Source organism: Methylobacterium sp. NEAU K, from assembly GCF_030700285.1.
In the GTDB taxonomy this organism is placed as follows: domain Bacteria; phylum Pseudomonadota; class Alphaproteobacteria; order Rhizobiales; family Beijerinckiaceae; genus Methylobacterium.
This window is the reverse complement of the sequence record NZ_JAUYZJ010000005.1, coordinates 73274-98376: the sequence shown is the minus strand read 5'-3', so window position 1 is coordinate 98376 and position 25103 is coordinate 73274. Positions and strand designations below refer to the sequence as shown.

The following is a 25103-nucleotide window of genomic DNA, read 5'->3' as shown; positions in this document are numbered from 1 at the left end:
GCGAGAACTCACCCATGACCATCAACGGCTGGATCCAGATCGCGCTGTTCTGCGCGATCGTGCTGGCGCTCGTGCGTCCGCTCGGTCTGTACATGACGCACGTCTTCACCGGCGAGCGCACGTTCCTCTCGCCCGTGCTCGGCCCCGTCGAGCGCGGGCTTTACCGCGTGGCCGGCATCCGTCCCGACCACGAGCAGGACTGGCAGTCCTACGCGGTGGCGATGCTGCTCTTCCACGCGCTCGGCTTCCTGGTTCTGTACGGGCTGTTGCGCCTCCAGACCGTGCTGCCCTTCAACCCGGCTGGCCAGGGAGAGGTCGCGCCAGACCTCGCCTTCAATACGGCGGCGAGCTTCGTCACGAACACCAACTGGCAGAATTACGGGGGCGAGAGCACGCTCTCGTATCTGTCCCAGATGCTGGCGCTGACGCACCAGAACTTCCTCTCCGCCGCCACCGGCATCGCCCTGGCGGTCGCGCTGATCCGCGGCTTCTCCCGCGCCTCGGCCAAAACGGTGGGCTCGTTCTGGATCGATGTCACCCGCTGCACCCTCTACGTGCTGCTCCCGCTCTGCGTGCCCTACGCGCTGTTCCTGGTGTGGCAGGGCATCCCGCAGACGCTTCAGCCGTATATCGACGCGACGACACTGGAGGGCGCCAAGCAGACGATCGCGGTCGGTCCCGTGGCCAGCCAGGTCGCGATCAAGATGCTCGGCACGAACGGCGGCGGCTTCTTCAACGCCAACGCCGCCCATCCGTTCGAGAATCCGACGGCGCTGTCGAACCTCGTCCAGATGGTCTCGATCTTCGCGCTCGGGGCAGCGCTCACCAACGTGTTTGGCCGCATGGTCCGCGACGAGAAGCAGGGCTGGGCGATCCTCGCGGCAATGGCGGTGCTGTTCCTCGCCGGAACCGCTGTGACCTACTGGGCCGAGGCGAGCGGCAGCTCCGTGCTCCACGCCTTCGGGCTGACCGGCGGGAACCTCGAGGGCAAGGAGGTCCGGTTCGGCATCGTCGGCTCGGCGCTCTTCGCGGTTGTCACCACCGCCGCGTCCTGCGGCGCGGTCAACGCCATGCACGACGCCTTCACGGCGCTCGGCGGCCTGATCCCGCTCATCAACATGCAGCTTGGCGAGATCATCGTCGGCGGCGTCGGCGCCGGGCTCTACGGCATGCTGGTCTTCGTGATCGTCGCGATCTTCGTGGCCGGCCTCATGGTCGGGCGCACGCCGGAATACCTCGGCAAGAAGATCGACGCGCGCGAGGTGAAGATGGCGATGCTGGCCATCCTGTGCCTGCCGCTGATGATGCTCGGGGGCACCGCCGTCGCCACCGTCGTGGCGGCCGGGCTCGCGGGCCCCGCAAATGCCGGACCGCACGGCTTTTCGGAGATCCTCTACGCCTTCACCTCGGCGGCGGCCAACAACGGTTCGGCCTTCGCCGGGCTCTCGGGGAACACCTTGTTCTACAACACGATGCTGGCTGCCGGCATGCTGGTCGGGCGGTTCTTCGTGATCGTGCCGGCGCTCGCCATCGCCGGGTCGCTCGCGGCCAAGAAAACGGTCCCGGCCTCGGCGGGCACCTTCCCGACGGATGGCGGCCTGTTCATCGGGCTGCTGGTCGGGGTGATCCTGATCGTCGGCGGCCTGACCTTCTTTCCATCCCTGGCGCTCGGACCGATCGTCGAGCACCTCGCGGGCGCGGCCGGCCAGACCTTCGCCACGGGGGGCTGAGCCATGCGCCACGTCATCCCGCCGCGGCGGGTCCCGCGCCATCGGCTGATGCCGCACCGGTCGCCGCCCCCTCGGAGCGGCCGGCCGGCGGCCGCGGCCGCCAGGACCTCAGACCTGATCCTGGCGCTCCTCGGCGTCGCGCTGCTCGGCGGCCTCGCCCTGGCCGCCGCGGCCGCCATGCTCGGGCGAACCCTCGCCCCCTGACCACGCACGCAGACCCGGCGCCGCGCCGGGCCGCCCAGCCCCCTGTTCGGACACCCCGTCATGGCCCGTACCCAATCCTCGCTGTTCACCGCGGCCCTCGTCGGCCCCGCGCTCGTCGGCTCCCTGCGCAAGCTCGATCCCCGCACGATGATCCGAAACCCGGTGATGTTCGTGGTCGAGGTCGTCGCGGCCCTCACCACCGTTCTGTTCGTGCGCGACATCGCCACCGGCGGTGCGGACCTGCTCTTTTCCGGGCAGATCATCCTGTGGCTGTGGTTCACCCTGATCTTCGCAAACTTCGCCGAGGCACTGGCCGAGGGCCGCGGCAAGGCGCAGGCCGCCTCGCTCCGCCAGACCCGGACCCAAACCCAGGCCAAGCGCCTGAGCGGCGCCTCCGCCGGTCCCGGCGGCGGCCGCACCGGTTACGAGACGGTACCGGGCACCGCCCTCAAGGTTGGGGATGTCGTCCTTGTGGAGGCAGGCGACCTGATCCCCTCCGACGGCGAGGTGATCGAGGGCGTGGCCTCGGTCAACGAGGCGGCGATCACCGGTGAATCGGCTCCGGTAATCCGTGAATCCGGCGGCGACCGCTCGGCGGTGACCGGCGGCACGCAAGTGCTCTCCGACTGGCTCCGGGTGCGCATCACCGCCGCGCAGGGATCGACCTTCATCGATCGCATGATCGCCCTGGTCGAGGGCGCGTCGCGCCAGAAGACCCCGAACGAGATCGCCCTGAACATCCTGCTCGCCGGCCTGACCCTCGTGTTCGTCTTCGCGGTGGCGAGCATTCCAAGCTTCGCCACCTATGCCGGCGGCGCCATCCCGCTGATCGTGCTGGTCGCCCTGTTCGTCACCCTGATCCCCACGACGATCGGCGCGCTGCTCTCGGCGATCGGCATCGCCGGCATGGACCGGCTGGTGCGCTTCAACGTGCTCGCCATGTCGGGCCGGGCCGTCGAGGCGGCGGGCGACGTCGACACGCTGCTTCTGGACAAGACCGGCACGATCACCCTCGGCAATCGCCAAGCCACGGAGTTCCGGCCCGTCACCGGCGTCTCCGAACAGGTGCTTGCCGACGCAGCCCAGCTCGCCTCCCTGGCGGACGAGACCCCCGAGGGCCGCTCGATCGTGGTGCTCGCCAAAGAGCGCTACGGCATCCGCGCCCGCGACATGGCGAGCCTCAACGCGACCTTCGTGCCGTTCACGGCCCAGTCGCGGATGTCCGGCGTCGACCTCGACGGCGTGTCGATCCGCAAAGGCGCTGTCGACGCCATCACGGCGTCGCTGGATGCGGGTCCCGCGCCGATGCCGCGCTCCAACACCGCCCTCGCCTACCGGTCGGACATCGATCCGCACATCGTCCAGGAGTTGCGCGCAATCGCGGATGCGGTCGGCAAGTCCGGTGGGACACCGCTCGCGGTCGCCCGCGACGGCAAGCTCCTCGGGGTGATCCACCTCAAGGACATCGTGAAGGGCGGCATCCGGGACCGCTTCGCGGAGCTGCGCCGCATGGGCATCCACACAGTGATGATCACCGGCGACAACCCTATCACCGCCGCGGCGATCGCCGCCGAGGCCGGCGTCGACGACTTCCTCGCCCAGGCCACACCCGAGGACAAGCTTGCGCTGATCCGGCGCGAGCAGGCCGGCGGCAAGCTCGTGGCCATGTGCGGCGACGGCACCAACGACGCCCCGGCACTGGCCCAAGCGGATGTCGGCGTCGCCATGAACACCGGCACGGTCGCGGCCCGCGAGGCCGGCAACATGGTCGACCTCGATTCCGACCCGACGAAGCTCATCGAGATCGTCGGCATCGGCAAGCAGCTGCTGATGACACGGGGGGCGCTGACGACCTTCTCCATCGCCAACGACGTGGCGAAGTACTTCGCCATCATCCCGGCGATGTTCCTCGGGCTGTATCCGCAGCTCCAGGCCCTCAACGTCATGGGGCTGGCCTCGCCGCAGAGTGCGATCCTCTCGGCTATCATCTTCAACGCGCTGATCATCGTGGCCCTGATCCCGCTGGCCCTGCGGGGCGTCACCTACCGGGCCGTCGGTGCCGGGGCGCTGCTGCGGCGCAACCTCGCCATCTACGGGCTCGGCGGCATCCTCGTGCCGTTCGTCGGCATCAAGGCGATCGACCTCGCGGTCAGCGCCCTCCACCTCGTCTGACCGGATCTACCGCCATGATCACCCTTATCCGTCCCGCCCTCGTGCTGATCGTCGCTCTGACGGCGATCACCGGTCTCGCCTATCCGCTGGCCGTCACCGGACTGGCGCAGACCCTCCTCCCCCGGCAAGCGGAAGGCAGCCTGATCGAGCGCGGCGGCCGCGTCGTCGGCTCGCGTCTGATCGGCCAGCCCTTCGCCGAAGCCCGTTACTTCCACGGCCGCCCTTCGGCGACGACCGCACCGGACCCGGCCGATGTGACTAAGACAATCCCGGTGCCCTACAACGCCGCCAATTCCGGCGGCGCCAATCTCGGGCCGACCAGCGCGGCTCTGTCCGAGCGGATCAAGGGGGACCTTGAGACGCTCAGATCCGACAATCCCGGCAGCGCGATCCCCGTCGACCTCGTCACGACCAGCGGTTCCGGGCTCGATCCGGACATCTCCCCGGAGGCGGCCGAGTTCCAGGTTCCCCGCGTCGCCAGGGCCCGGGGCCTGCCCGAGCCTCGCGTGCGCGCCCTGGTGGCTGCCAACACCGCGGACCGGCTCCTCGGCGTGGTCGGCGAGAAGCGCGTGAACGTGCTGGAACTGAACCTCGCCCTCGACGCCCTGCCGCCGGGCTAGCTACAACGCCCCATGCCCGAGAGCCGGCGCGACACCAGACCTTCGCCCGACGCGCTGTTGGCCCAGACGCGGCGGGCGGGCGGCGTGCGCGGCCGCCTGCAGATCTTCCTCGGCGCCGCTCCTGGTGTCGGCAAGACCTACGAGATGCTGACGGCGGCGCATGCTCGCCTGCGCGACGGCATCGACGTGGTCGCGGCCGTCGTGGAGACGCACGGCCGCGGCGAGACCGAGGAGCTGCTCCGGGGGCTCGAGATGCTTCCCCGCCGACAGGTCGATTACAAGGGCAGCAGCCTCGCCGAGATGGATCTCGACGCGCTGCTCGCCCGCCGACCGGCGCTGGCGCTGGTCGACGAGCTCGCCCACACCAACGCTCCGGGCTCGCGCCATCCGAAGCGCTATCAGGACGTGGAGGAGATCCTGGCGGCCGGGATCGACGTCTACACCACGCTCAACATCCAGCACGTCGAGAGCCTGAACGACGTCGTGGCGCAGATCACGCGGGTGCGGGTCCGCGAGACCGTGCCGGACGCCGTGCTGGATGCGGCGGACGACATCGAGGTCGTCGATCTCGCGCCCGACGAACTCATGGCCCGGATGAAGGCCGGCAAGGTCTACCTGCCCCACCACGCCGAGCGGGCCCTCGCCGGCTACTTCTCGCCCGGCAATCTCACGGCCTTGCGCGAGCTGGCGCTGCGGGCAACCGCCCAGCGCGTCGACGCGCAGCTCCTCACCCACATGCAGGCGCACGCCATCGCCGGCCCTTGGGCCGCAGGCGAGCGCGTCCTCGTCTGCGTCAGTGACGATGCCTCGGCGCCCGGACTCGTGCGCTACGCCAAGCGGCTCGCCGACCGGCTGCGTGCCCCGTTCATCGCGCTCGCGGTGGAGACGAGGCGCTCGGCGACGCTGCCCGAGCCGGCCCGCGACCGGCTGGCCGAGACCCTGCGGCTGGCCGACCGACTCGGCGGCGAGACCGTGACCGTGCCGGGCATCGGCGAGAGCATCGCGGAAGCCGTGATCGCCTACGCAGAGACGCAGAACGTCACCCACATCGTGGTCGGCAAGTCGGGCCGCTCGCGGTTGTTCGAGATTCTCCACGGCTCGGTGGTGCACGAACTCGTGCGGCGCTCCGGTGCGATCAGCGTCCACGTGATTGCCGGAGATCAGGTCGGCGCAGCCGTCCCGAAGCTCGGGCAGCGCGTGAGCACGGCCCGAGAGAAGCGGCCCTGGGCGCTGCCGTTGGTGATCGCCCTCGCTGCGGTAGCAGCCTCGCTCGGCCTCGCCGAGCTGGTCCAGCCGCTGGTCGGGATCGAGACCGTGGACCTCGTCTTCCTCACCGCGGTGGTGGCGGTGGCGGTCCGCTTCGGCCTCTATCCCTCGCTCGTCGCGGTCGCGGCCTCGTCGCTTGCCTACAACTTTTTCTTCCTGCCGCCCCTCTACACCTTCACCATCGCCGACCCGACCAACATCGCGGCGCTGTTCTTCTTCGCGGTGGTCGCCGTGCTGGTTTCGAACCTCACGGCGCGGACGCGGGAGCAGGCGCTGATTGCCGGTTCGCGCGCACGGACCACCGAGACTCTTTACGGCTTCAGCCGCAAGCTCGCGAGCTGCGGCACCCTGGACGACGTTCTGTGGGCGACCGCCTATCAGGTCGCCGCGATGCTGAAGGTCCGGGTCGTGCTGATCCTGCCGGAGGACGGCACCCTCGGCGTGCGCGCCGGCTACCCGCCCGAGGACACCCTCGACGAGGCGGACCTCGCCGCCGCCCGCTGGGCGTTCGACAACGACCGGCCGGCCGGCCGCGGCGCCGATACCCTGCCGGGAGCGAAGCGCCTGTTCCTGCCGATGCGAACCGGTCGCGGCATCATCGGGGTGGTCGGCATCGACGCCGACGGCCAGGGACCCCTGCTGACCCCCGATAGCCGCCGCCTCCTCGACGCGCTCGCCGACCAGGGGGCGCTGGCCATCGAGCGCGTCCACCTCGTGGAAGATCTCGACCGGGCCGAGCGCTCCGCCGAGACCGAGCGCCTGCGGCAGGCGCTGCTGACCTCCATCTCACATGACTTGCGGACGCCGCTTGCCAGCGTACTCGGCGCCGCCACGACCCTGCGCGACCTCGACGCGGGCCTCGATCCCGACGCCAAGGCGGACCTCATCGGCACCGTCATTGCAGAGGCGGAACGCCTGAACCGATTCATCGCCAACCTGCTCGACATGACCCGCCTGGAAGCCGGAGCGGTGGCGCCGAACCGCGGGCTTCACGATCTCGGCGAGATCGTCGCCACGGCATTGAAACGGGTCGAGCGCACGCTCGCCCCCGAGCGGGTGGTGCTCGACCTCGGCCCCGATCTGCCGCCGCTCGACCTCGATGCGGTGCTGTTCGAGCAGGTGCTGGTCAACCTGCTCGACAACGCCGCCAAATACGCGCCCGAGGGGAGCCGCGTCACGATACGGGCGCGGACACAGCGCAAACGCGTGAGCATCGAGATCCTGGACGAGGGGGAGGGTCTCGCCGAGGAGGATCGGGAGCGCGTGTTCGACAAGTTCTACCGGGTCCGCAAAGGCGACCGCGTCCGCGCCGGCACCGGGCTGGGTCTCGCCATCGCTCGGGGCTTCGTCGAGGCGATGGGCGGCACGATCTCCGCCGGGAATCGCCCGGACCGCACGGGTGCGGTCTTCACCGTGATCCTGCCTGTGCCGGACCGCCCTGCCCTGGAGAGTGCCGCGTGAGCGCGCCAGCCCGCATCCTCGTGATCGACGACGAGCCACCTATCCGCCGGCTGCTCCGCACCGGCCTCGGCACGCAGGACTACGCGGTGGTGGAGGCCGCGGACGGCGCGTCGGCCCTATCAGCCCTGGCCGGCGGCGGCGTCGACCTCGCGATCCTCGATCTCGGCCTGCCCGACATGGCGGGCCATGCGCTGCTGTCCGCGATCCGCGAGCGGTGGCCGGACCTGCCCGTCGTCGTGCTGTCGAGCCGCGACGATGAGCGCGGCAAGGTCGAGGCCCTGGATCTCGGGGCGGACGACTACGTCACCAAGCCCTTCGGCATGAACGAGCTGCTGGCCCGTATCCGCGCTGCGCTCCGCCACCGCCTCGCCATGCAGGGCGAGCGGCCGGTATTCCGGCTCGACGACCTGTCGGTCGATCTCGTGCGCCGGATCGTGCGCTTGGGCGAACGCGAGGTAAAACTGTCACCGCGGGAATACGATTTCCTCCGCGTGCTGGTGCAGCACGCGGGGAAGGTCCTGACCCACGCGCAGCTCATGCGACACGCACCGTCCTCGTCGGACCCGCAATACCTGCGCGTGTACATGCGCCAGCTGCGCCAGAAGCTGGAGCCGGACCCGGAGCGTCCGCGCTACCTGCTCACCGAGACCGGGGTCGGCTACCGCCTGCGCGCGCCGGAGTCATGACGGGAGGCTGCCGGATCGCTCGGCTGGCTCCTACGGATCGAGCCCATCGGCGACCCGCCGCGCCGCGCGCAGCTTCTCGACGCGGGCAACGGAGAATACCGAGGCCTCGTAGAGGAGCAGCATCGGCACCGCGAGCGAGAGCTGGGAGATCACGTCCGGCGGCGTCAGCACGGCGGCGGCAACGAAGACCAGCACGATGGCGTAGCGGCGCTTCTCGCGCAGGAAGGCCGCGTCGATGATCCCGATCTGGCCGAGCAGGGTCAGGATGACCGGCAGCTGGAACGCGATGCCGAAGGCGAAGATCAGCGTCATGATCAGCGAGAGATACTCGTCGACCTTGGGCAGAAGCTTGATCGTCGGCTCTCCCGCGACGCCCACCTGCTGCAGCGACACCGAGAATTTGATCAGCAGTGGCATCGCCAGGAAGAACACCACCAGCGCGCCCAGCACGAAGAAGATTGGCGTGGCCACGAGGTAGGGCAGGAAGGCCTTGCGCTCGTTGCGGTACAGGCCGGGCGCCACGAAGGCATAGATCTGCGTGGCGATCACCGGGAAAGCGAGGAACGCCGCCCCAAAGACGCTGAGTTTGATGTTGGTGAAGACCTGCTCGAGGAAATGCGTCGCGATCAGCTCTGCGTTCTGCGCGCCCACGATCGACACGTACGGATAGACCAGCACGTTGTAGATATCGCGCGAGAAAAAGAAGCAACCGAAGAACATCACCACGAAGGCGATCAGCGACTTGATCAGTCGCGACCGCAGCTCGATCAGATGTTCGAGCAGGGGCGCCCGCGACGCCTCGATCTCGGCCTCATCCGCTTCGCTGATCATCGGGCGGCGGCGCCGTTCTTCGGGTCCATCGGGGAATCGTGCGTGGTCGCCGGCTCCGGCGGGGGACCGAACGGATCGTCGACCGAGCCGGGGACCGGAAGCGGCGCCTCAGGAACGGCGGCGAGTTGCGGCGGCTGCGGATGCGCTGCGGTTGCCCCGGACGCTGGCTCTGCGGCCTGCTCCGGCCCGCCGGGCGCGGCGGCCTCCTGCTCAGCTCGAAGCTGTGCGGTGGCGTCTGCGAGAGAGCGGGACTCCGGCGCCGGCAATCCGGCGCCAGTCGCGTCGGGATCAGGCCTTTCGGGGCCGACCTTGGCGACACGCCCCTCGACGGCGCCCTTCAACTCGTCGCGGATCGTCTGAACCGGGTTGAACCCGGAACTGGCGTTACGGACGGTGTTGCGGATGCCGTCCACCTCGCGGCGGACCTCGTCGAGTTCGGCCTCGCGGATCGCCTCGTTGAACTGCATCTGGAACTCGCCGGCCATGCGGCGCAGCTTCGACGTGATCTGCCCGACGGTGCGAAGCGCCTTCGGCAGATCCTTCGGCCCGATGACGATGAGGGCGACGCCGCCGATCAGCATCACCTCGCCCCAGCTCATATCCAGCATGTCGTCGACGGTCCTGCTGTCCTGGGATCCGGACCCGAGCCCGAACCCCCGTCAGGCTCTACACCAGCGCGCGCGCCCTGACAGTCCTCAGACCGGCAGGCTCTCAAACAGGCTTGCGTTCGCCGCCCGGCAGGTGGCTCGCGGGGATCGCCGTGCCGGGGCTGGTCTCGGCGGTGTGCGGGATCGTCCGGACCGGCTCGCTCGGCGGAGCAGCGGCCGGCTGGCTCACCGGGGGCGTCTCGTCCTCGGCCATGCCCTTCTTGAACGCCTTGATGCCCTTGGCCACGTCACCCATCAGGTCGGAGACCTTGCCGCGCCCGAACAGCAGCATCACGATGACGGCAACGATGACCCAGTGCCAGATACTCATGCTGCCCATGGCAACCTCCTGCGAACGCCCCCGTGCGGGAGCGTGACGCCACGACCGGTTGAAGATTTCCGGGCGAACCTAGGGATCGCGCCGCCCGAACACAAGCAGAGGCGGTGCCAGGGACGGTGGAAGGCCGCGGTGGAAGGCCGCGGATCAGGCCGCAGGGGCAAGCGCCGCCGCGAAGCGCGCACGGGCCGCCGGCACGTCGAGCCCGTCGCAGGCGTGATCGAGGCGCGCCAGCGCTTCGGCGGCCCGCCGGGCGGACTCGCCCTCCAGCGCCGGAGCCGCCTCGGCCACTGCCCGCATCTCGTCCATCGTACCGTTGCAATGCAGCCCGACATCGACACCCGCCGCGAAGGCCGCCTCCGTGCGGGCGCGGAACGTACCCGAGAGCGCGTGCATGGACAGGTCGTCGGTCATGAGCAGCCCATCGAAGCCGATCGCGCCGCGGATCACGTCCCGGATGACGGCGGCCGACTGGGTTGCCGGTCGATCGGGATCGATCGCCGTGAAGACGACATGGGCGCTCATCGCCATCGGCAGGTCGGCCAGCGCCTGGAACGGCCTGAAATCCTGTGCGGCCAGGGCCTCCAGGGTTGCCTCGACGATCGGGAGCCCGTGGTGGCTGTCGCAGGCGGCGCGCCCGTGGCCGGGCACGTGCTTCATCACCGGAAGGACGCCGCCGGCCATCAGGCCCTCGGCCACACCGCGGCCGATCTCGGCGACGGTATCCGGGCTCGACCCATAGGCCCGGTCGCCGATGATGTCGTGCGCTCCGGGTGCCGGCACGTCGAGGACCGGTGCGCAATCGACATTGATCCCGACCTCGGCGAGGTCGTGCGCCATCAGGCGCGCCCCGAGCCGCGCCATCGCGGTGGCGCTGCCGTTGAGGCGGCCGTAGCGGCCGCCCGCCGGGTAGGCCGGCCAGTGCGGAGGCCCCATGCGCTGGACCCGGCCGCCCTCTTGGTCGATCAGGATCGGCGACGCGTCGGAGCCGAGGCAGTCGCGCAGCGACGCCGTCAGGGCGCGCACCTCGTCGGGCGTGCCGATATTGCGCTTGAACAGGATGAAGCCCCAGGGCCGCACATCGCGGAAGAAGGCGGCCTCCTCGGTGGAGAGCGTCTTGCCGGCGCAACCGAGGATCAAGGCACGGGATGTCATAGGGACTTCTCGGGGGACTTCTCGGTGACCGCACGGGTGGGGCGGAGGAAACAGACGATCCAGCGAATCGATGCCGGCAGAGTCGGGCGGGAACGCGGGGCCGGCAAGGCGAAACCGTGCGTCCGAACCGTTGAAGGGTTGGACGGATGGCGATTGTTGCTGGCCGGACTCGCGTCCGGTCGCCTCGAAGGTCGGCGAGAACCCGTCCGCCGGTCTCAGTCCGAGGCTGGGTCGCCGGGGTTCAGTTCTTGGCCACGAAGCACTGTCCGCCCTCGCCCTGCAGGGCGCTGCACAAGCTCGCGGCCTCGGTCTTGGCGAGGGGCCCGACGCGGACGCGGAAGATGGTCTTGCCGTTGACCTCCGCCTGCCGGATCAGCTCCGGCTTACCGGAGAGCTGGCCGAATTTGGCCTGCATCTGCCGGAACGCGGCCTTCGCCTCGGCGGCGGAGCTGCGCACCCCCAGTTGGACGGCGTAGCCGCCGGTGGAACCCGTCCTGATGGCGGCGTCGGCTTCCGCCGCCGCATCGGGCGCGTCCTGGGCGGGAGGCGACGGCGGGACCACGGCCGCGACCCGCTGCGCTGCCTTCGGTGGCGGCTTCACGGCCACGGGCTTGGGCTGGGGCGCCTCCACCGGAGTGGGGGGCGGCGGCGCCTCGACCGGCGCCGGCACGGGCGTCGGAAGTGCCGCCGCGGCCTGGCGACCGGGCTTCTGCTTGGCCTGCGGCGGCTCATCGGTCGGCAGGACCATCGTGGGAATCGGGGTGGGTCCGGCGTCGGCCTGTGCCTCACGCTGCGGCGGCGCAGGCGGCGTCTCCGGCTTCACCGCGACGGTGCGCACCCGGCGCGGCTCGCCGAACGCCTCGAACGGGCCATTGCCCGGCGTGGTGCCGCTCTGGGCACCCCCGGCGGGTCCGGTCCCCTGCGCGGCGCGGGCGGCCTCGGCCACGTCGATTGGCTGCTCCTCGCGGTTGACGATCTTGATCTGTCCGTCCTTGGACTTGCCCTTCGGATCGTAGATCTGCCGGTTCTGATCCGGAATCTCGACGCCGTCGGCGACCTTCGGGGCGACCTTGAGGGGTGTGGAATCGGCCTGGATGACGGGCACGCCGCCGCTCCCTCCGGAGCCGTGCAAGGCCTTGTAGGTGAGCGCACCCGTGACGGCGACGGCGACGATCGCGATACCGGCGCCGACAGAGGCGAGACGGCGGCGTGGGTTCGCGCGCCGGAGCCCGCGGCCATCCTCGTAGTCCGGGACGGCGTTCTGCGCCTCCTCGGCCTCAGCGCCGTAGGTCGCGGCCTCCTGGTGGGTGTCGCGCTCCACCGAGGCCAGATACTGGTCGAAGGCGTCGGCGGGATTCGGTTTTACGACCTCGGGAGCGAAGCTCGGCTCGACCCGGCCGTTCCAGCCGTCCTGCTGCTTGGCCTGGGGCTGTGTCGCGGCCGCGCCCCGCATCTCGTCACGGGCCGCCAGCAGCGCGCGGAACGGGTCGTCCTGGCCGACGATGCGGGCAAGCTCCGCAAGCGGGTCTGGCTTGCCGCCCTGGGCGCCGCCGCGATCCTGACGCAGATCGCGCGCGAGAGCGTCCAAATCGACCTGAGCGCGCGAAGCGTTCGTCATGGCAGCTTCCTCACATCAGCGCCGGTCGCAGGCCCGATGCGAAACGGGCCTAGCGCATCTCGTCCGGGGCAGTCACACCGAGAATCGCGAGGCCGGCCGCGAGAGTACTCCGCAGAGCCTCGACGAGCGCCAGCCGCGCCCAGGTCGACTTTCGGTCGGTTGCATTAACAAACCGTAATTGCGGCAAGTCTTTGCCCTTGTTCCAGAAACTATGAAGTGCCGAGGCCATTTCATAGAGGTGGAACGCGATTCTGTGCGGCTCATGCGCAACGGCCGCGGACTCCAGCACCCGCGGGTACTGGGCGATCAGCCGCATCATCTCGATCTCGCCCGGATCGGTCAGCATTCCGAATTCGGCCTCGCGCAGGAGCGCGCTTCCGGACAGGTCCGCATCCGGGAACGCCTCGCGGGCCTGCCGCTGGACCGAGCGGACTCGGGCATGAGCGTACTGCACGTAGAAGACGGGGTTGTCCTTCGACTGCTCGACCACCTTGGCGAGGTCGAAATCGAGCGTCGCGTCGTTCTTGCGGTAGAGCATCATGAACCGGATCGCGTCGCGTCCGACCTCGTCGATCACGTCGCGCAGGGTGACGAATTCGCCGGCGCGCTTTGACATCTTGACGGGCTCGCCCGCGCGCAACAGCCGCACCAGTTGGCACAGCTTCACGTCGAGCGTCGCCTTGCCGTCGCTGACGGCCTTGACCGCTGCCTGCATGCGCTTGACGTAGCCGCCATGGTCGGCGCCGAGCACGTCGATCAGCTCCGTGGCGCCCGCGAGATACTTCGCCCGGTGGTAGGCGATGTCCGACGCGAAGTAGGTGTAGGAACCGTCCGACTTGAGGAGCGGTCGGTCGCTGTCGTCGCCGAACTCGCGGGTGCGGAACAACGTCTGCTCCCGGTCTTCCCAATCCTCTGGGAGCTGGCCCTTGGGCGGCGGCAGGCGCCCCTCATAGACGAGGCCCTTCTCGCGCAGTTCCTGGAGCAGCGCCTTCACGGCACCGCTGTCCTGGAGCGTCCTCTCGGAGAAGAAGACGTCGTGGCGGATGCCGATCGCCGCGAGATCGGCCCGGATCATGTCCATCATCATGCCGAGCGCGGTCTCGCGGACGACCGGCAGCCACTCTGCCTCCGGCTGATCGAGAAGCGCTCGGCCGTGGTTCTCGGCGAGCCGGGTGCCCACGGGCTTGAGGTAGTCGCCCGGATAGAGCCCGTCTGCGATCGCAAACGGCTCGCCCAGGGCCTCGCGGTAGCGCTGATAGGCGGAGCGGGCCAGCACGTCGACCTGGGCACCCGCATCGTTGATGTAATATTCGCGCGTGACCTGCCGCCCCGCAGCGACCAGGAGATTGCAAAGGGCGTCGCCGAACACGGCGCCGCGCCCGTGGCCGACATGCATCGGCCCCGTCGGGTTGGCCGAGACGTACTCGACGTTGATCGCGCCACCCGGCAGCTGCGCCCGACCGAAGGATTCCGGCTCGGAGAGCGCGCTGCGAACGACTGCGTGGAAGATCTCAGGTACCAGGCGAAGGTTGATGAAGCCCGGTCCAGCGACGCTCGCCTCCACGATACGCGGGTCCGTGCGGAGTTCCGCCGCCAGTGCCTCGCCCAGCGCCTTCGGGTTCGTCCTGGACTCCTTCGCCAGCACCAGCGCGGCGTTTGTGGCGAGGTCGCCGTGCGACGTGTCCCGGGGCGGCTCGACGACGACACGCCCGAGGTCGAGGCCCTCGGGCAGTTGGCCGGTTCGGGTCAGCGCCTCCACGGCCTCGCGCACGCGTGCCTCGAACAGGGCGAAGATGTTCATTGGTCTCGGTCTCGCTCGCGCGGGGTGTTGCCGCCCGGCCCCATAGGCCTGCGTCCGCCGGGGCCGTCTAGCAAGGGGGCGGGAGGGTGTCACGGCGCCGCCGACGCCGGGCACGCCCGCGCGGACCGCCGGCTTCGGACCCTCAGGGCTCGGCGAGGGGCAGGCCGCGGCTCGGGAGCTCCCAGCGCAGGTCGGGCGTGGCGTCGTAGATCCGGCGGTGCGCCAGGACCGCGTAAGTGTCGGTCATGCCGGCGATGTAGTCGGCGACCCGGCGCGCGATGCGCCCCTCGGATGCGTCGGCCAGCCCGGTGCTCCACTCCTCCGGCATCCTTGACGGCGCGGCCGTGAAGGCCGTGAACAAATCGCGGACGATCGCGTCCGCCTTCCTGCGCACCGCCACCACGCCCGGGTTCCGGTACATCCTGGACCACAGGAAGCGCATGATGTCGGCATCCGCTGCCGCGATGGCCGGCGAGAAGGCGATGACCGACGCGTCGGCGCCGCGGATGTCCGCGACGCTGCGCGGATCGAGCGCGGCGATCCGGCAGCCGCCCTCTCGGACCACGTCCTCGACGAAACGGGTGATTACCCGCCGGGCCAGCTCGTGAATGACCCGCGACGGTTCGAGGCCCGGATGCAGCCGGTCGATCTCGTCGAGCAGCTCGGCCAGGAAGGGAACCGCCCGCAGCTCCGGGATCTCGAACAGGCCGGCCCTCAGGCCGTCGTCGAGATCGTGCGCCGCATAGGCGATGTCGTCGGCGAGCGCGGCCGCCTGCGCTTCCGGACCGGCCTGGCTCCACAAGTCCAGCGGGTTCAGGGCGTCGTATTCGAGGATGGCGGCCGGAATGCCACGCTCGGCGTAGCGGGGCGCCGGCCGCCCGTCCGCGGTCAACAGCGGCCCGTTATGCTTGACTAGCCCCTCCAGGGTCTCCCAGGCGAGGTTGAGGCCATCGAATCCGGCATAGCGCCGCTCGAGCCGGGTAACGATCCGCAGGGCCTGCGCGTTGTGGTCGAAACCGCCATGTGCGGCCATGCAGGCGTCCAGCGCGTCCTCGCCGGTATGCCCGAAGCAAGTATGGCCGAGGTCGTGGCTGAGAGCGAGCGCCTCCGCCAGATCCTCATCGAGCCCGAGGGCCCGGGCCAGAGCCCGGGCGATCTGGCTGACCTCCAGAGTGTGGGTCAGGCGGGTGCGGTAATGGTCGCCCTCGTGATGCACGAAGACCTGTGTCTTGTGCTTCAGCCGACGGAACGCCGTCGAGTGTATGATCCGGTCCCGATCGCGCTGGAAGTCGCTCCGCGTCGGCGAAGATTCCTCGGCGATCAGCCGTCCGCGCGTGCGTCCCGGATCCGTGGCGTAGGGCGCGCGCCAGCGCTCACCGTTCGGCCGCACGGCGTCCGCTCCCGATCTCGCGCAGCCTGCTCATGACCCCTCCCCGCCCGGCGCGTTGCGGCGCGGACCTCAAGTCCATATCTTGTGGGCCGAGGCGCGTCCGGCAACGGCCGGGCGGCGCCATCCACCGGACACATGCGTGGCCAGAGCGTAAGATGGCTGAAATCACCCTGACCCCCCGCGCCGCCAAGCGCATCATCGAGATCATGGGCGCGGAACCGCCCGGTTCGTCGCTGCGCATCAGCGTCAACGGCGGTGGCTGCTCGGGCTTCTCCTACGCGTTCGACATCGCCCGCACCCGGGAGGCTCAGGACGTGGCGATCGAGCGCGACGGTGCCACCGTGATCGTCGATCCCGTTTCGCTGGAATACATGTCCGGCTCAACCATCGACTTCGTCAACGACCTGATCGGCCAGTCCTTCAAGATCGAGAATCCGCTGGCCACCGCCTCTTGCGGCTGCGGCACGTCGTTCTCGCTCTGACGCGCCTGCCCGGCGTCGGCACGCCGACGCCGTTGCGCCGGTACGACACCGGTAGGGGCTCGGGCTCCGGGCACACCATGCGCGATTGCCTCGTGGGGTAAAACGCGGCACCCATGCGGATCCCCCCGCGAGCCGTGATACGGACCCTCCCATGATCCATCCGAAGGCCCGATCCCGCCTCCGGTCGACCCTGGCCGCGACCTGCGCGCTGGTCCTCCTCGCCGGGGCAGCCTCGCCGGCGCCGCTCGCGGCCCAGGAAGGCGCCGCCGCCGTTCAGGACGTCACGGTCACCGACGTCATGTTGCCGCTCGGGGGCACGCTGCTCAAGGCTCCGAAGCTGACTGCCAGCGGCACGCGACTCTCGAAGGAGGATCTGGCGGCGATCCTGCGGCCGGATTCGTCCGAGGCCTGGGAGGCGCGGCTGGCGCGGCTCGATGCCGGGAGCCTGACGATCCCGGTTCTGACATCCGAACATGCCGGGCCCGGCGACGACCGGCAGACCGTGACCTACCGCGACGTCGTCGCCCGCGACGTTCGGTCGGGGCGCGTGGGTGAATTGACCGCCGCGGGCGCGACGGTCAGCGCCGTCGCGGGACCGAATCGCGGCACCGGAACCTATGGGCAGGTGCGGGCGACCGACCTCGACCTCACCGCGCTCAGCCGCCTCTATACGGTCCCGGGCGACGGCAAGGGGCCGGTCCAACGAGTCTACGGCACGATCCAAGTCTCGGACGTGACCTATTCTGACGCGCGCGGCACGACGGTAAAGATCGCGCGTCTCAACGGGCGCGACCTCGGTGCCCGGCAGGTGCCGGATGGCTGGAACGGCGCGTTCGAGATCGTGGCCGCGGGCTTCCAGGGGCCGAAGGACCGTCGGCCCTTCGCCGATTCGGCGGCCGACCTCATCGAGGCGAGCGCGCTGGGCAGCCTGGAGATGCACGGGCTGAGCGTCAGCGATTCCGATCCGCGGGGACCGATCCTGTTCGAGATCGACCGCGCCGCCTATGCCGCGACGGGTCCGGATGCCGGCACAGTCCTGGAGAACGTGTCGCTGTCACGCGGGAGCCTGCGCGCCCATCTCGGTCGGTTGGCGCTGACCGGCGTGTCACTCGCGCCTACGGTCGCGGCCCTACGCGCCGCCGCTGCCGATCCGGAGCCCCGACCCGGGTTCAGCGACGCCGAGATGCATCGGCTCACTCCGGCCCTGGGCGGCCTGACCCTGAGCGACCTGAGCGTCGATCTGCCGCCCGATACCGGGCCCCCGAAGATCGTCCCGCGGGACCCGCATGTCCCGTCTCGCGGGGCAGCGCCCGACCCGACCAAATCCGCATCGGCGAAGCTCTCGGAACCGAAGCCGGGCGATCCGCTGGCGGTCACGATCGCACCGCCCTCCACCCCCCGGGTCGCCCTGCGCGCGGCCGCACTCTCCTTCGGCCCGCTCCAGGACGGCTTACCCAGCGCCAGCCGACTCACCCTGACCGGCCTGAGCCTGCCCGCGGATCTGGTGGCGGGTGCACCCATCATCGGCGCGCTGCCTGCCTATGGCTATCGGGATCTCGACCTCGACGTGGTGGCCGATGCCGCCCTGGACGAGAAGGCGCGCGACCTGTCGATACGCGAGGTCTCCGTCTCGGGGCGCGACATCGGCACGGTCCGGCTCACCGGTACCCTCGGCGGCATCGGGCCAGAGCTGTTCTCCGGAAGCTTGCCGGCTGCCACGATGCTGATGTTCTCCGGCAGCGCGAAGAATCTTGACGTGACTGTCGAGAATGCAGGCCTGTTCGAGCGATTCCTCGCCGCCCAGTCGAAGGATCTGAGCCTCAAGCCGGATGAGCTGCGCAAGGAATACGTCACTGCCAGTCTGCTCGGCGTCCCGGTGATCCTTGGCAACACGCCGGCCGCCAAGGGTCTCGGCGCCGCGATGGGTCAGTTCGTGATGAAACCTGGCAAGCTTGTGGTGCGCGCCAAGTCGAAGGAGCCGGCCGGTATCGGCTTCATCGATATCGGCGCGGCGCGCTCACCCGCCGCGGTGCTGGAGCGGCTCGACGTGGATGCCAAGGCCAATTGAGGCCCGCTATTCGGCGATGATCTCGGGATGGCGCGCTGCGAGCGCCGCCCGGGTCGCCTCAGCCCAGGCGCGATCGCGCCGGCCGCGCGGTCGGTCGAGGGGCACGTCCGCGAGAAGGCTCGCCGGACGCTTCGAGACGAGCAGCAGCCGGTCCGCGATGCCGATGGCCTCCGCGACGTTGTGGGTCACCATCAGGACGCTCATTCCGGCGGAATCGACCGTGTCGACAACGAGCCCGCGCAGTTCGGCTGCGGCCGCGTCGTCGAGGGAGACGAACGGCTCGTCGAGGACGAGGACCCGGGGACCGTCTGCGAGTGCGCGGGCGAGCGCAACCCGGCGCTGCATGCCGAGCGACAGCGCCTTCGGATAGCTCGCGCGCCACGGCGTCAGGCCGAGGCGCGTAAAGAGCCCGTCGAGGTCGCGCCCGCGCCGGGCGCGCGGCAACCCCAGGCGGACATTGTGCTCGACGCTGCGCCAGGGCAGCAGCCGCGGCTCCTGAAAGACCATCCCGGCCTTCTCGGCCCCGGAAACCTGCCCCTCGAAATCGGTGTCGAGGCCCAGCAGGATGCGCAGGGTCGTGGTCTTGCCGGCTCCCGACGGCCCGATGAGGCAGACGATCTCACCGGCACGAACCCCGAAGGTGAGGCGGCGTACAGCCTCGACGGGCTCCGCCCCCTTGGGGCGGTAGAATTTCGCGGCGATCGCGACCTGGAGGACGGGTTCAGCGCCAGCGGCGGACATGGGATTCGAGCCGCTGCAACAGGAGGACGTCGATGCCGATCATCACCGCCATGAAGACGAGGCTGTAGCCGATGATCGCGGCCACGTCGGTGCTCTGCACGAAGTAGTAGTTGATCGCGAAGCCGACGCCGTCGGGGCGCCCGAGCAGCTCGACCACAAGCACGATCTTCCAGGCCAGAGACAGGCCGGAGCGGGCTGCCGTGACCACGTAGGGCTGGAGTTGCGGCACCAGCACATCCAGCGCCCAGGTGCGCCGGTCGAACCGGTAGGCGCGGGCCATCTCGTCGAGGGCGGGGTCTAGGTTGCGCGCGCCCTCGCGCACGATCACAGCCACGTTCGGCAGCTTGTTGAGCACCACCGCGATGATCGCGGCGGTCTCCGTCAGGCCGACCCAGACATAGGCCAGCACCGTGATCACCAGGGCCGGCGTGTTGAGCAGGACGAGGAGCGGCGTGTCGAGCGTGAGGTCGGCGGCTTTCGAGCGCCCGAGGGCGACGCCCAGCGCGATCCCAAGCGCCATCGCTACCGCGAAGGAGATCGCCACCCGCAGCAGTGTGACCCCGACGTTGTGGGTGAGATCGCCGCGTTCGGCTTCCTGGACGATGAAGCGCAGCACCGCCATCGGCGCGGGCAGCAGGCGCGACCCAGCCTCCAGCGCGGCGAATTGCCAGGCGGCCACGAGCACAGCGAGGGACGCGATGCGGGTCAGCGCGCCCATGCGGTCCCGGAGTTCCGGCAGTCCGATATGGAACCCCGCTGGGCGGGCGCCTCAGCCATTGCGACCGCTATCGTAGTAGAGGTCTGGCGGAAGCCCGGTTCCCTTTCCGACGAGGCGTGCGCCGCCGAGCCGCGCCATCACGGCGTAGAGCTTTTCCGCGTCGACTCGCTCATCGGCCACCGGACGGCGGGGAATACCGGACAGGAAGTCGCGCTTGAGCGCCTCGAAGGTCGCATCGTTCTCGGCCGCCATCAGCGGACGCACGATCTCCCAGGTGCCGGGATCCGACGCCAGCATGTCCTTGGCGGCCCGTGAGGCCCGCACGAAGCCGGCCACGGCAGCGGGCTTCTCCTTCACGGTGGCGTCCTGAAACAAGTAGCCGATCAGCGACACGTCGCCGGCCACTCCCAGCGCGTGCATGATGTCCTCGGCGCCCACCAAGCGCCGGAAGCCCTTGGCCTCCAGGCGCGCGCAATAGGTCCAGTAGGTCAGCGCCGCGTCGAGGGCGCCCTGCTCCAGCTTCAGCGTGATCAGAGGCGGCGCGCCATAGGCGATCTCGGCGGCGTGCTCCAGGTCGATGCCGGCGGCGTCCTTGGCCTGCGCCCTCAGGAGCAGCCAGTTCTTGTCGAGCGGTCCTCCGGCCACGCCGAAGCGCTTGCCGTCGAGGTCCTTGAGGCTCTTGATCGGGCTGTCGGCCGGCACCATCACGGCGCCCTCCGAGGTCGAGTACGGGATGAACCGCACCGCCTGACCGTCATTGCCGAGGCGCGCCGCCCAGAGCAGGTCGCCGATGATGGTGTCGACCTGACCGCCGATGAAGCTGATCCGCGCAGCGTCGTTACCGGCGAGCTTGACGGCGTCGAGCTGGAAGCCGTTGGCCAAATCCAGGCCGCGGGCCTTGATCACCGCCGCCTCCCAGGTCGAGGTGCCGAACGGCAGGCTCCCGAGGCGGAGCACCGGCACGTCCGCCCGCGCTGCCCGCAGGCCGAGGCCGCCGAGCAGGCCGCCGGCGAGCATCGCGCGCCGTGACAGCATCACGCCTTCTCCCATCGTATTGCGCAGTCTTCAGAGACGGCGGTCTGAGCGAGGATTTGTCCGCGCGCCTTCGGAAAATGGTCATAGGGCCCGCACGGCACGCCGTCCACCGGGGGAAGCGCGCTTGCGCACGGCCTGCCACGAGGGCACCCTCGGGCCTCCAAACCGGGACGAGAGGGATGAGGGCGATGAGCGAGCGGCGCGAGGGCGTTCTGGACGATGCGACCGTGGAGGCGCGGCTGAAGGCGGAACTGCCGACGTGGCGGCTGGAGGACGGCTGGATCCGCCGCACCTACAAGACAGCGGGCTGGAAGAGCACCCTCATGGTGATCAACACCGTGGGCCACCTCGCCGAGGCAGCCTGGCACCATCCCGACATCACGGCCTCCTACGCCTGGGTCGAGGTGCGGCTGATGAACCATGCCGCCAAGGGCATCACCGACAAGGACTTCGCCCTGGCCAGGAAGATCGAGGAGGTCGTCTCGTGGCAGCCCGGTCTCGAGGGACAGGGGCTCGAAGGCACGCCGACCGATCCCCGCTTTGCCTACATCAAGTACGCCAAGTAGCGGCACCGGACGTCGGGCCCGGATCGTCACTGCGGCTCCTTCACCCGGCGGCACTCGGTCTTCAGATAGGCCGTCCTGCCGACCTCGTCGCGTCGCTCGGTGCGGGCGATGATCTCCTGCCAGCCGGTGGCGCAGCCCAATTCGTTGGCGACCCGGACCTTGCGCACCTCCAGCGCGTCGGTGTCCGTGCAGGCCTCCTGGGCGAGACCGTTGGCACAGACCAGGACGACGGCGATGAAGGCGTTCATACGGGCGGTTTCCTCCGTTCTCGTCCCCTCTTACGCGCGGGGGGCGCCCGGAGTTTCGGCCGTCGGTGCAGAACGCGCCCCAGAGGGTTGTCACGGTCGGCCCGCCCTGAGGGGGCGGAGGGGCGGGCCGACCGCTTCTCGCAGCGTCGGATGGCGCTGCGAACTCATCGGAGCCTCGCCCGCTCTCGTCGAGATCGGGCGAGGCTCCAAACTCCGTGACGCGGCGTGCTCGTTCCCTCGGATGCTCAGGCGCCCGTCGCCGCGGCCCGGCTGCCGGTCTCCGGACGGATGCGGTAGCAGCCGACGTACAGGGCCGGCAGGAACAGGAGGGTCAGGAAAGTCGCCGCCAGGATGCCGCCGATCATCGCGAAGGCCATGGGCCCCCAGAATACCTCGCGGGCGATCGGGATCAGGCCGAGGCTGGCCGCCGCCGCGGTCAGGAGGATCGGCCGCATGCGATGGTGCGTCGCCTCGAACACGGCCTCCCAGGGCGGCATGCCCTCGGCGCGGAACTCCTCGATCTGGCTCACCAGGATCACGGCGTTGCGGATGATGATGCCGATCAGGGCCAGTATGCCCAGGATCGCCACGAATCCCATCGGCTTGTCGAACAGGAGGAGCGCCGGCACCACACCGATCAGCCCAAGCGGCGCCACCGTGAAGACGAGCAGCATCCGGCCGACGCTCTGGAGCTGCACCATCAGGAGCAGCGCCATGGCGAGCAGCATCACCGGGACGACGGCGGCGATGGGCCCCTGGCCCTTGGCCGATTCCTCCACGGCGCCGCCGGTCTCCAGCGTGTAGCCCTCGGGCAACGCCTTCGCGAAGCCGTCGATCCCGGGCTGCAGGGCGGTGACAATGGTGGCGGGCTGCGTGGTGTCGCGGATCGTTGCACGTACCGTCACGGTCGGCCGTCGGTCCCGGCGCCAGACGATCGGCTGCTCCAGGTCGTAGCCGATCCGCGCGAAGGAGAGCAGCGGCACGACCGAACCGTTCGCGAGCCCGACCTGCAGCGACTGCAGGGTGTCGAGCGAGGAGCGTTCCGCCGCTCCGGCCCGGCCGACGACGTTCACCAGGTAGATCGAGTCGCGCACCTGCGTGAGCGCTTGCCCGCCCTCGATGCCATTCAGGATGCCGGCGATGTCCTGGCTTGTCACGCCGAGCTGGCGTGCCTTGTCCTGAAGGATCTCGACCCGCAGCACCTTGCCGGGCTCGTTCCAGTCGAAGGTCGGCACATCGAGGCGCCGGTCGGCGGCCACCACGTTGGCGAGGTCGAGGGCGAGCCGGCGCACCTTCTCCATGTCCGGGCCGCTGAGCCGGTACTGCACCGGCCGGCCGACGGGCGGCCCGAGGCTCAGAGGCTGGACGAGGACGTCGGTGCCGACGAAATCGCGCCGGCCGATCTCCTGCAGGCGCGCCATCACCTGGTCGCGGATCTCCAGCGACTTCGTCACGACCACGATCTGGCCGTAGAAGGCGTTGGCGAGCTGCTGGTCGAGGGGCAGGTAGAACCGCACGGCCCCCTGCCCGACATAGGACGACCAACTCGTCACGTCCGCGTCGTCCTTCAGCTTGGCCTCGAACCGGTCCATCTGCGACCGGGTCTCACTGATGGTGGCGTTCTGCGGCAGCGTCAGGTCGACAAGCACCTCGGAGCGGTCCGAGGACGGGAAGAACTGCTGCTGCACGTGGCCCATTCCGACGATCGCCGCCGCCATCAGCGCCAAGCAGAGGACGACCGTGGTCCATCGCCAGCGCATGGCGAGCCTGAGGGCGACGAGGAACAGCCGGGTAAAGAGCCCGCGCTTCTCGGCGTGGTGCTTCACGGTCTTCGGCAGGAGCGTCACGCCGATCAGCGGCGCGAACAGCACGGCCACCACCCAGGAGACCAGAAGCGAGGCGGCCAAGACCACGAACAGCGAGTAGGTGTACTCGCCTGCCCCAGAGCCGTTGAAGCCGATGGGCAGGAAGCCCGCCACCGTCACCAGGGTGCCGGTGAGCATAGGGAACGCGGTCGAGGTGTACGCAAAGGTCGCCGCCTTGCGGAGCGAGTCGCCCTGTTCGAGCCGGGCGACCATCATCTCGACGGTGATCATGGCGTCGTCGACCAGCAGGCCGAGAGCGATGATGAGCGCACCGAGCGAGATGCGCTGCAGCGTCACGTCCATCATCTGCATGACGACGAAGACGATCGCCAGGACGAGGGGGATCGACACCGAGACCACCAGCCCGGCCCGGACGCCGAGGCTGACGAAGCTGACGGCGAGCACGATGATCACCGCCTCGACCAGCGCCTCGGTGAAGCCGCCAACCGCGTGCTCGACCTGCTTGGGCTGGTCCGAGACCAGGTGGACGCCCACGCCCACTGGGAGCTTGGCCTCGATCCGGCGCATGCGCTCCTTCAAGGCCTCACCGAAATGCAGCAGGTTGGCGCCCGGCCGCATAGCGATGGCCAGCCCGATCGCGGGCTTGCCGTCCACCCGGAACATCGGGGCGGGCGGGTCCTCGTAGCCGCGGCTGATGTCGGCGATGTCGGCAAGCCGGAAGAACCGGTCGTTGACCCGCAGGTTCACGTCCTGCAGCGAGGCTTCCGAAGTGAACGATCCGCTGACCCGGAGGGAGACACGCTCCGGACCGGCCTGCACGACCCCCGAAGCCGAGACCGCGTTCTGCGCCTGCAAGGCCTTGATCAGCGCCTGGAAGTCGATGCCGTAGCCCGCGAGCTTGCGGGTCGAGAAGTCGAGATAGATCGTCTCGGCCTGAGTCCCGATCAGCTGGGTCTTGCCGATATCCGGGACCCCGAGGACCTCGGTGCGGATCCCCTCGACGTAGTCGCGCAGCTGGCGGTAGGTCAGGCCGTCGGCGGTGAACGCGTAGATGTTGCCGTAGACGTCGCCGAACTCGTCGTTGAAGAACGGTCCCTGCACGCCGTCCGGGAACTGGCCCTTGATGTCGCCGAGCCGCTTGCGGACCTGGTAGAACGCCGGCTGTACCTCTGATTTCTTCAGCGTATCGCGGAACTGCACGAAGACGGTGGATGAACCCGGCGTGGTGTAGCTGCGGACAAAATCCAGCCCGTTGAGCTGCTGGAGTTCCTTCTCGACGCGGTCGGTGACCTGGTCGAGGGTGTCCTTGATCGTCGCGCCGGGCCACGTCGTCTGCACGACCATGGTCTTGATCGTGAACGGCGGGTCCTCCTCGCGGCCGAGCTTGCCGTAGGCCATCACGCCCGCCACGAGCGAGACCAGCATCAGGAACCAGACGAACGAGCGATGCCCGAGCGCCCAGTCGGAGAGATTGAAATCCTTCACGCGAAGACCTCGTCCG

The 25103-nt window shown here is 69.6% G+C and carries 21 protein-coding genes; 9 read left to right on the top strand and 12 right to left on the bottom strand.

The window, feature by feature from the left end:
• The first annotated feature begins 14 nt into the window (after positions 1-14).
• Genes kdpA through Q8W67_RS05815 form a run of 6 tightly spaced genes read left to right on the top strand, consistent with a single transcriptional unit; the run spans position 15 to position 8139 of the window.
• On the top strand, positions 15-1730 hold the full coding sequence (gene kdpA / locus Q8W67_RS05840; RefSeq protein ID WP_305542124.1) for a potassium-transporting ATPase subunit KdpA: 1716 nt from the start codon (positions 15-17) through the stop codon (positions 1728-1730).
• 3 nt (positions 1731-1733) lie between these two features.
• The gene (locus Q8W67_RS05835; RefSeq protein WP_305542121.1) at positions 1734-1934 is read left to right on the top strand and encodes a hypothetical protein; all 201 of its coding nucleotides are present in this window, start codon (positions 1734-1736) and stop codon (positions 1932-1934) included.
• Positions 1935-1994: 60 nt separating this feature from the next.
• Positions 1995-4106: a potassium-transporting ATPase subunit KdpB gene (gene kdpB, locus Q8W67_RS05830; RefSeq protein WP_305542118.1), complete on the top strand. Its 2112-nt coding sequence runs from the start codon at positions 1995-1997 to the stop codon at positions 4104-4106.
• A gap of 14 nt (positions 4107-4120) precedes the next feature.
• Positions 4121-4726 (top strand): K(+)-transporting ATPase subunit C, encoded by a 606-nt coding sequence (locus Q8W67_RS05825; RefSeq protein WP_305542115.1) that lies wholly within the window; start codon positions 4121-4123, stop codon positions 4724-4726.
• Positions 4727-4738: 12 nt separating this feature from the next.
• Positions 4739-7453 (top strand): sensor histidine kinase KdpD, encoded by a 2715-nt coding sequence (locus Q8W67_RS05820; protein WP_305542112.1) that lies wholly within the window; start codon positions 4739-4741, stop codon positions 7451-7453.
• Positions 7450-8139 (top strand): response regulator, encoded by a 690-nt coding sequence (locus tag Q8W67_RS05815; RefSeq protein ID WP_305542109.1) that lies wholly within the window; start codon positions 7450-7452, stop codon positions 8137-8139. Before Q8W67_RS05820 ends, Q8W67_RS05815 begins: the two co-directional genes overlap by 4 nt.
• A 30-nt stretch (positions 8140-8169) precedes the next feature.
• Here Q8W67_RS05815 and tatC read toward each other — a convergent pair whose 3' ends face one another.
• The 7 genes from tatC to Q8W67_RS05780 form a co-directional block, all read right to left on the bottom strand.
• Positions 8170-8970 (bottom strand): twin-arginine translocase subunit TatC, encoded by an 801-nt coding sequence (gene tatC, locus Q8W67_RS05810; RefSeq protein ID WP_305542106.1) that lies wholly within the window; start codon positions 8968-8970, stop codon positions 8170-8172.
• Positions 8967-9578, bottom strand: a complete 612-nt coding sequence (tatB, locus tag Q8W67_RS05805) for a Sec-independent protein translocase protein TatB (protein ID WP_305542103.1) — start codon at positions 9576-9578, stop codon at positions 8967-8969. The genes tatC and tatB overlap by 4 nt, the downstream gene beginning before the upstream one ends.
• 103 nt (positions 9579-9681) lie before the next feature.
• Positions 9682-9957, bottom strand: a complete 276-nt coding sequence (locus Q8W67_RS05800) for a twin-arginine translocase TatA/TatE family subunit (RefSeq protein WP_305542100.1) — start codon at positions 9955-9957, stop codon at positions 9682-9684.
• 144 nt (positions 9958-10101) lie between these two features.
• Entirely contained in the window at positions 10102-11109 is a 1008-nt protein-coding gene (nagZ, locus tag Q8W67_RS05795; protein ID WP_305542097.1) for a beta-N-acetylhexosaminidase, read from the bottom strand.
• Between the two features lie 241 nt (positions 11110-11350).
• A complete protein-coding gene (locus Q8W67_RS05790; protein WP_305542094.1) occupies positions 11351-12727 on the bottom strand; it encodes an SPOR domain-containing protein in 1377 nt (458 codons plus the stop codon).
• A 49-nt stretch (positions 12728-12776) separates the two neighbouring features.
• The gene (argS, locus tag Q8W67_RS05785) at positions 12777-14528 is read right to left on the bottom strand and encodes an arginine--tRNA ligase (protein WP_305542091.1); all 1752 of its coding nucleotides are present in this window, start codon (positions 14526-14528) and stop codon (positions 12777-12779) included.
• Between the two features lie 142 nt (positions 14529-14670).
• On the bottom strand, positions 14671-15918 hold the full coding sequence (locus Q8W67_RS05780) for a deoxyguanosinetriphosphate triphosphohydrolase (protein ID WP_305542087.1): 1248 nt from the start codon (positions 15916-15918) through the stop codon (positions 14671-14673).
• 155 nt (positions 15919-16073) lie between these two features.
• Here Q8W67_RS05780 and Q8W67_RS05775 point away from each other — a divergent pair, with 155 nt between their 5' ends.
• Positions 16074-16400, top strand: coding sequence for an iron-sulfur cluster assembly accessory protein (locus Q8W67_RS05775; RefSeq protein WP_305542084.1), 327 nt, complete (start codon positions 16074-16076; stop codon positions 16398-16400).
• Between the two features lie 151 nt (positions 16401-16551).
• Positions 16552-18468, top strand: coding sequence for a hypothetical protein (locus Q8W67_RS05770; protein ID WP_305542082.1), 1917 nt, complete (start codon positions 16552-16554; stop codon positions 18466-18468).
• A gap of 6 nt (positions 18469-18474) precedes the next feature.
• On the opposite strand, the gene Q8W67_RS05765 is transcribed toward Q8W67_RS05770, so the two are convergent.
• Genes Q8W67_RS05765 through Q8W67_RS05755 form a run of 3 tightly spaced genes read right to left on the bottom strand, consistent with a single transcriptional unit; the run spans position 18475 to position 20962 of the window.
• Positions 18475-19209: an ABC transporter ATP-binding protein gene (locus tag Q8W67_RS05765; protein WP_305542079.1), complete on the bottom strand. Its 735-nt coding sequence runs from the start codon at positions 19207-19209 to the stop codon at positions 18475-18477.
• Positions 19190-19927, bottom strand: coding sequence for an ABC transporter permease (locus tag Q8W67_RS05760; protein ID WP_305542074.1), 738 nt, complete (start codon positions 19925-19927; stop codon positions 19190-19192). Before Q8W67_RS05760 ends, Q8W67_RS05765 begins: the two co-directional genes overlap by 20 nt.
• A 51-nt stretch (positions 19928-19978) precedes the next feature.
• The gene (locus Q8W67_RS05755) at positions 19979-20962 is read right to left on the bottom strand and encodes an ABC transporter substrate-binding protein (RefSeq protein ID WP_305542071.1); all 984 of its coding nucleotides are present in this window, start codon (positions 20960-20962) and stop codon (positions 19979-19981) included.
• A gap of 188 nt (positions 20963-21150) precedes the next feature.
• Here Q8W67_RS05755 and Q8W67_RS05750 point away from each other — a divergent pair, with 188 nt between their 5' ends.
• Positions 21151-21528, top strand: coding sequence for a 4a-hydroxytetrahydrobiopterin dehydratase (locus Q8W67_RS05750; protein WP_305542068.1), 378 nt, complete (start codon positions 21151-21153; stop codon positions 21526-21528).
• A 26-nt stretch (positions 21529-21554) separates the two neighbouring features.
• Here the strand turns inward: Q8W67_RS05750 and Q8W67_RS05745 are convergent, their stop codons facing one another.
• The gene (locus Q8W67_RS05745; protein ID WP_305542066.1) at positions 21555-21776 is read right to left on the bottom strand and encodes a hypothetical protein; all 222 of its coding nucleotides are present in this window, start codon (positions 21774-21776) and stop codon (positions 21555-21557) included.
• A gap of 245 nt (positions 21777-22021) precedes the next feature.
• Positions 22022-25087 (bottom strand): efflux RND transporter permease subunit, encoded by a 3066-nt coding sequence (locus tag Q8W67_RS05740; protein WP_305542063.1) that lies wholly within the window; start codon positions 25085-25087, stop codon positions 22022-22024.
• Positions 25088-25103 lie beyond the last annotated feature (16 nt).

Bases quoted from the DNA above. Each gene is read 5' to 3' on its own strand.
- tatB (WP_305542103.1), bottom strand. From the start codon at position 9,578: ATGCTGGATATGAGCTGGGGCGAGGTGATGCTGATCGGCGGCGTCGCC.
- Q8W67_RS05760 (WP_305542074.1), bottom strand. From the start codon at position 19,927: ATGGGCGCGCTGACCCGCATCGCGTCCCTCGCTGTGCTCGTGGCCGCC.
- argS (WP_305542091.1), bottom strand. From the start codon at position 14,528: ATGAACATCTTCGCCCTGTTCGAGGCACGCGTGCGCGAGGCCGTGGAG.
- kdpB (WP_305542118.1), top strand. From the start codon at position 1,995: ATGGCCCGTACCCAATCCTCGCTGTTCACCGCGGCCCTCGTCGGCCCC.
- Q8W67_RS05775 (WP_305542084.1), top strand. From the start codon at position 16,074: ATGGCTGAAATCACCCTGACCCCCCGCGCCGCCAAGCGCATCATCGAG.
- kdpA (WP_305542124.1), top strand. From the start codon at position 15: ATGACCATCAACGGCTGGATCCAGATCGCGCTGTTCTGCGCGATCGTG.
- nagZ (WP_305542097.1), bottom strand. From the start codon at position 11,109: ATGACATCCCGTGCCTTGATCCTCGGTTGCGCCGGCAAGACGCTCTCC.
- Q8W67_RS05825 (WP_305542115.1), top strand. From the start codon at position 4,121: ATGATCACCCTTATCCGTCCCGCCCTCGTGCTGATCGTCGCTCTGACG.
- Q8W67_RS05755 (WP_305542071.1), bottom strand. From the start codon at position 20,962: ATGCTGTCACGGCGCGCGATGCTCGCCGGCGGCCTGCTCGGCGGCCTC.
- Q8W67_RS05800 (WP_305542100.1), bottom strand. From the start codon at position 9,957: ATGGGCAGCATGAGTATCTGGCACTGGGTCATCGTTGCCGTCATCGTG.
- Q8W67_RS05765 (WP_305542079.1), bottom strand. From the start codon at position 19,209: ATGTCCGCCGCTGGCGCTGAACCCGTCCTCCAGGTCGCGATCGCCGCG.
- Q8W67_RS05770 (WP_305542082.1), top strand. From the start codon at position 16,552: ATGATCCATCCGAAGGCCCGATCCCGCCTCCGGTCGACCCTGGCCGCG.
- Q8W67_RS05835 (WP_305542121.1), top strand. From the start codon at position 1,734: ATGCGCCACGTCATCCCGCCGCGGCGGGTCCCGCGCCATCGGCTGATG.
- Q8W67_RS05820 (WP_305542112.1), top strand. From the start codon at position 4,739: ATGCCCGAGAGCCGGCGCGACACCAGACCTTCGCCCGACGCGCTGTTG.
- Q8W67_RS05750 (WP_305542068.1), top strand. From the start codon at position 21,151: ATGAGCGAGCGGCGCGAGGGCGTTCTGGACGATGCGACCGTGGAGGCG.
- tatC (WP_305542106.1), bottom strand. From the start codon at position 8,970: ATGATCAGCGAAGCGGATGAGGCCGAGATCGAGGCGTCGCGGGCGCCC.
- Q8W67_RS05745 (WP_305542066.1), bottom strand. From the start codon at position 21,776: ATGAACGCCTTCATCGCCGTCGTCCTGGTCTGTGCCAACGGTCTCGCC.
- Q8W67_RS05790 (WP_305542094.1), bottom strand. From the start codon at position 12,727: ATGACGAACGCTTCGCGCGCTCAGGTCGATTTGGACGCTCTCGCGCGC.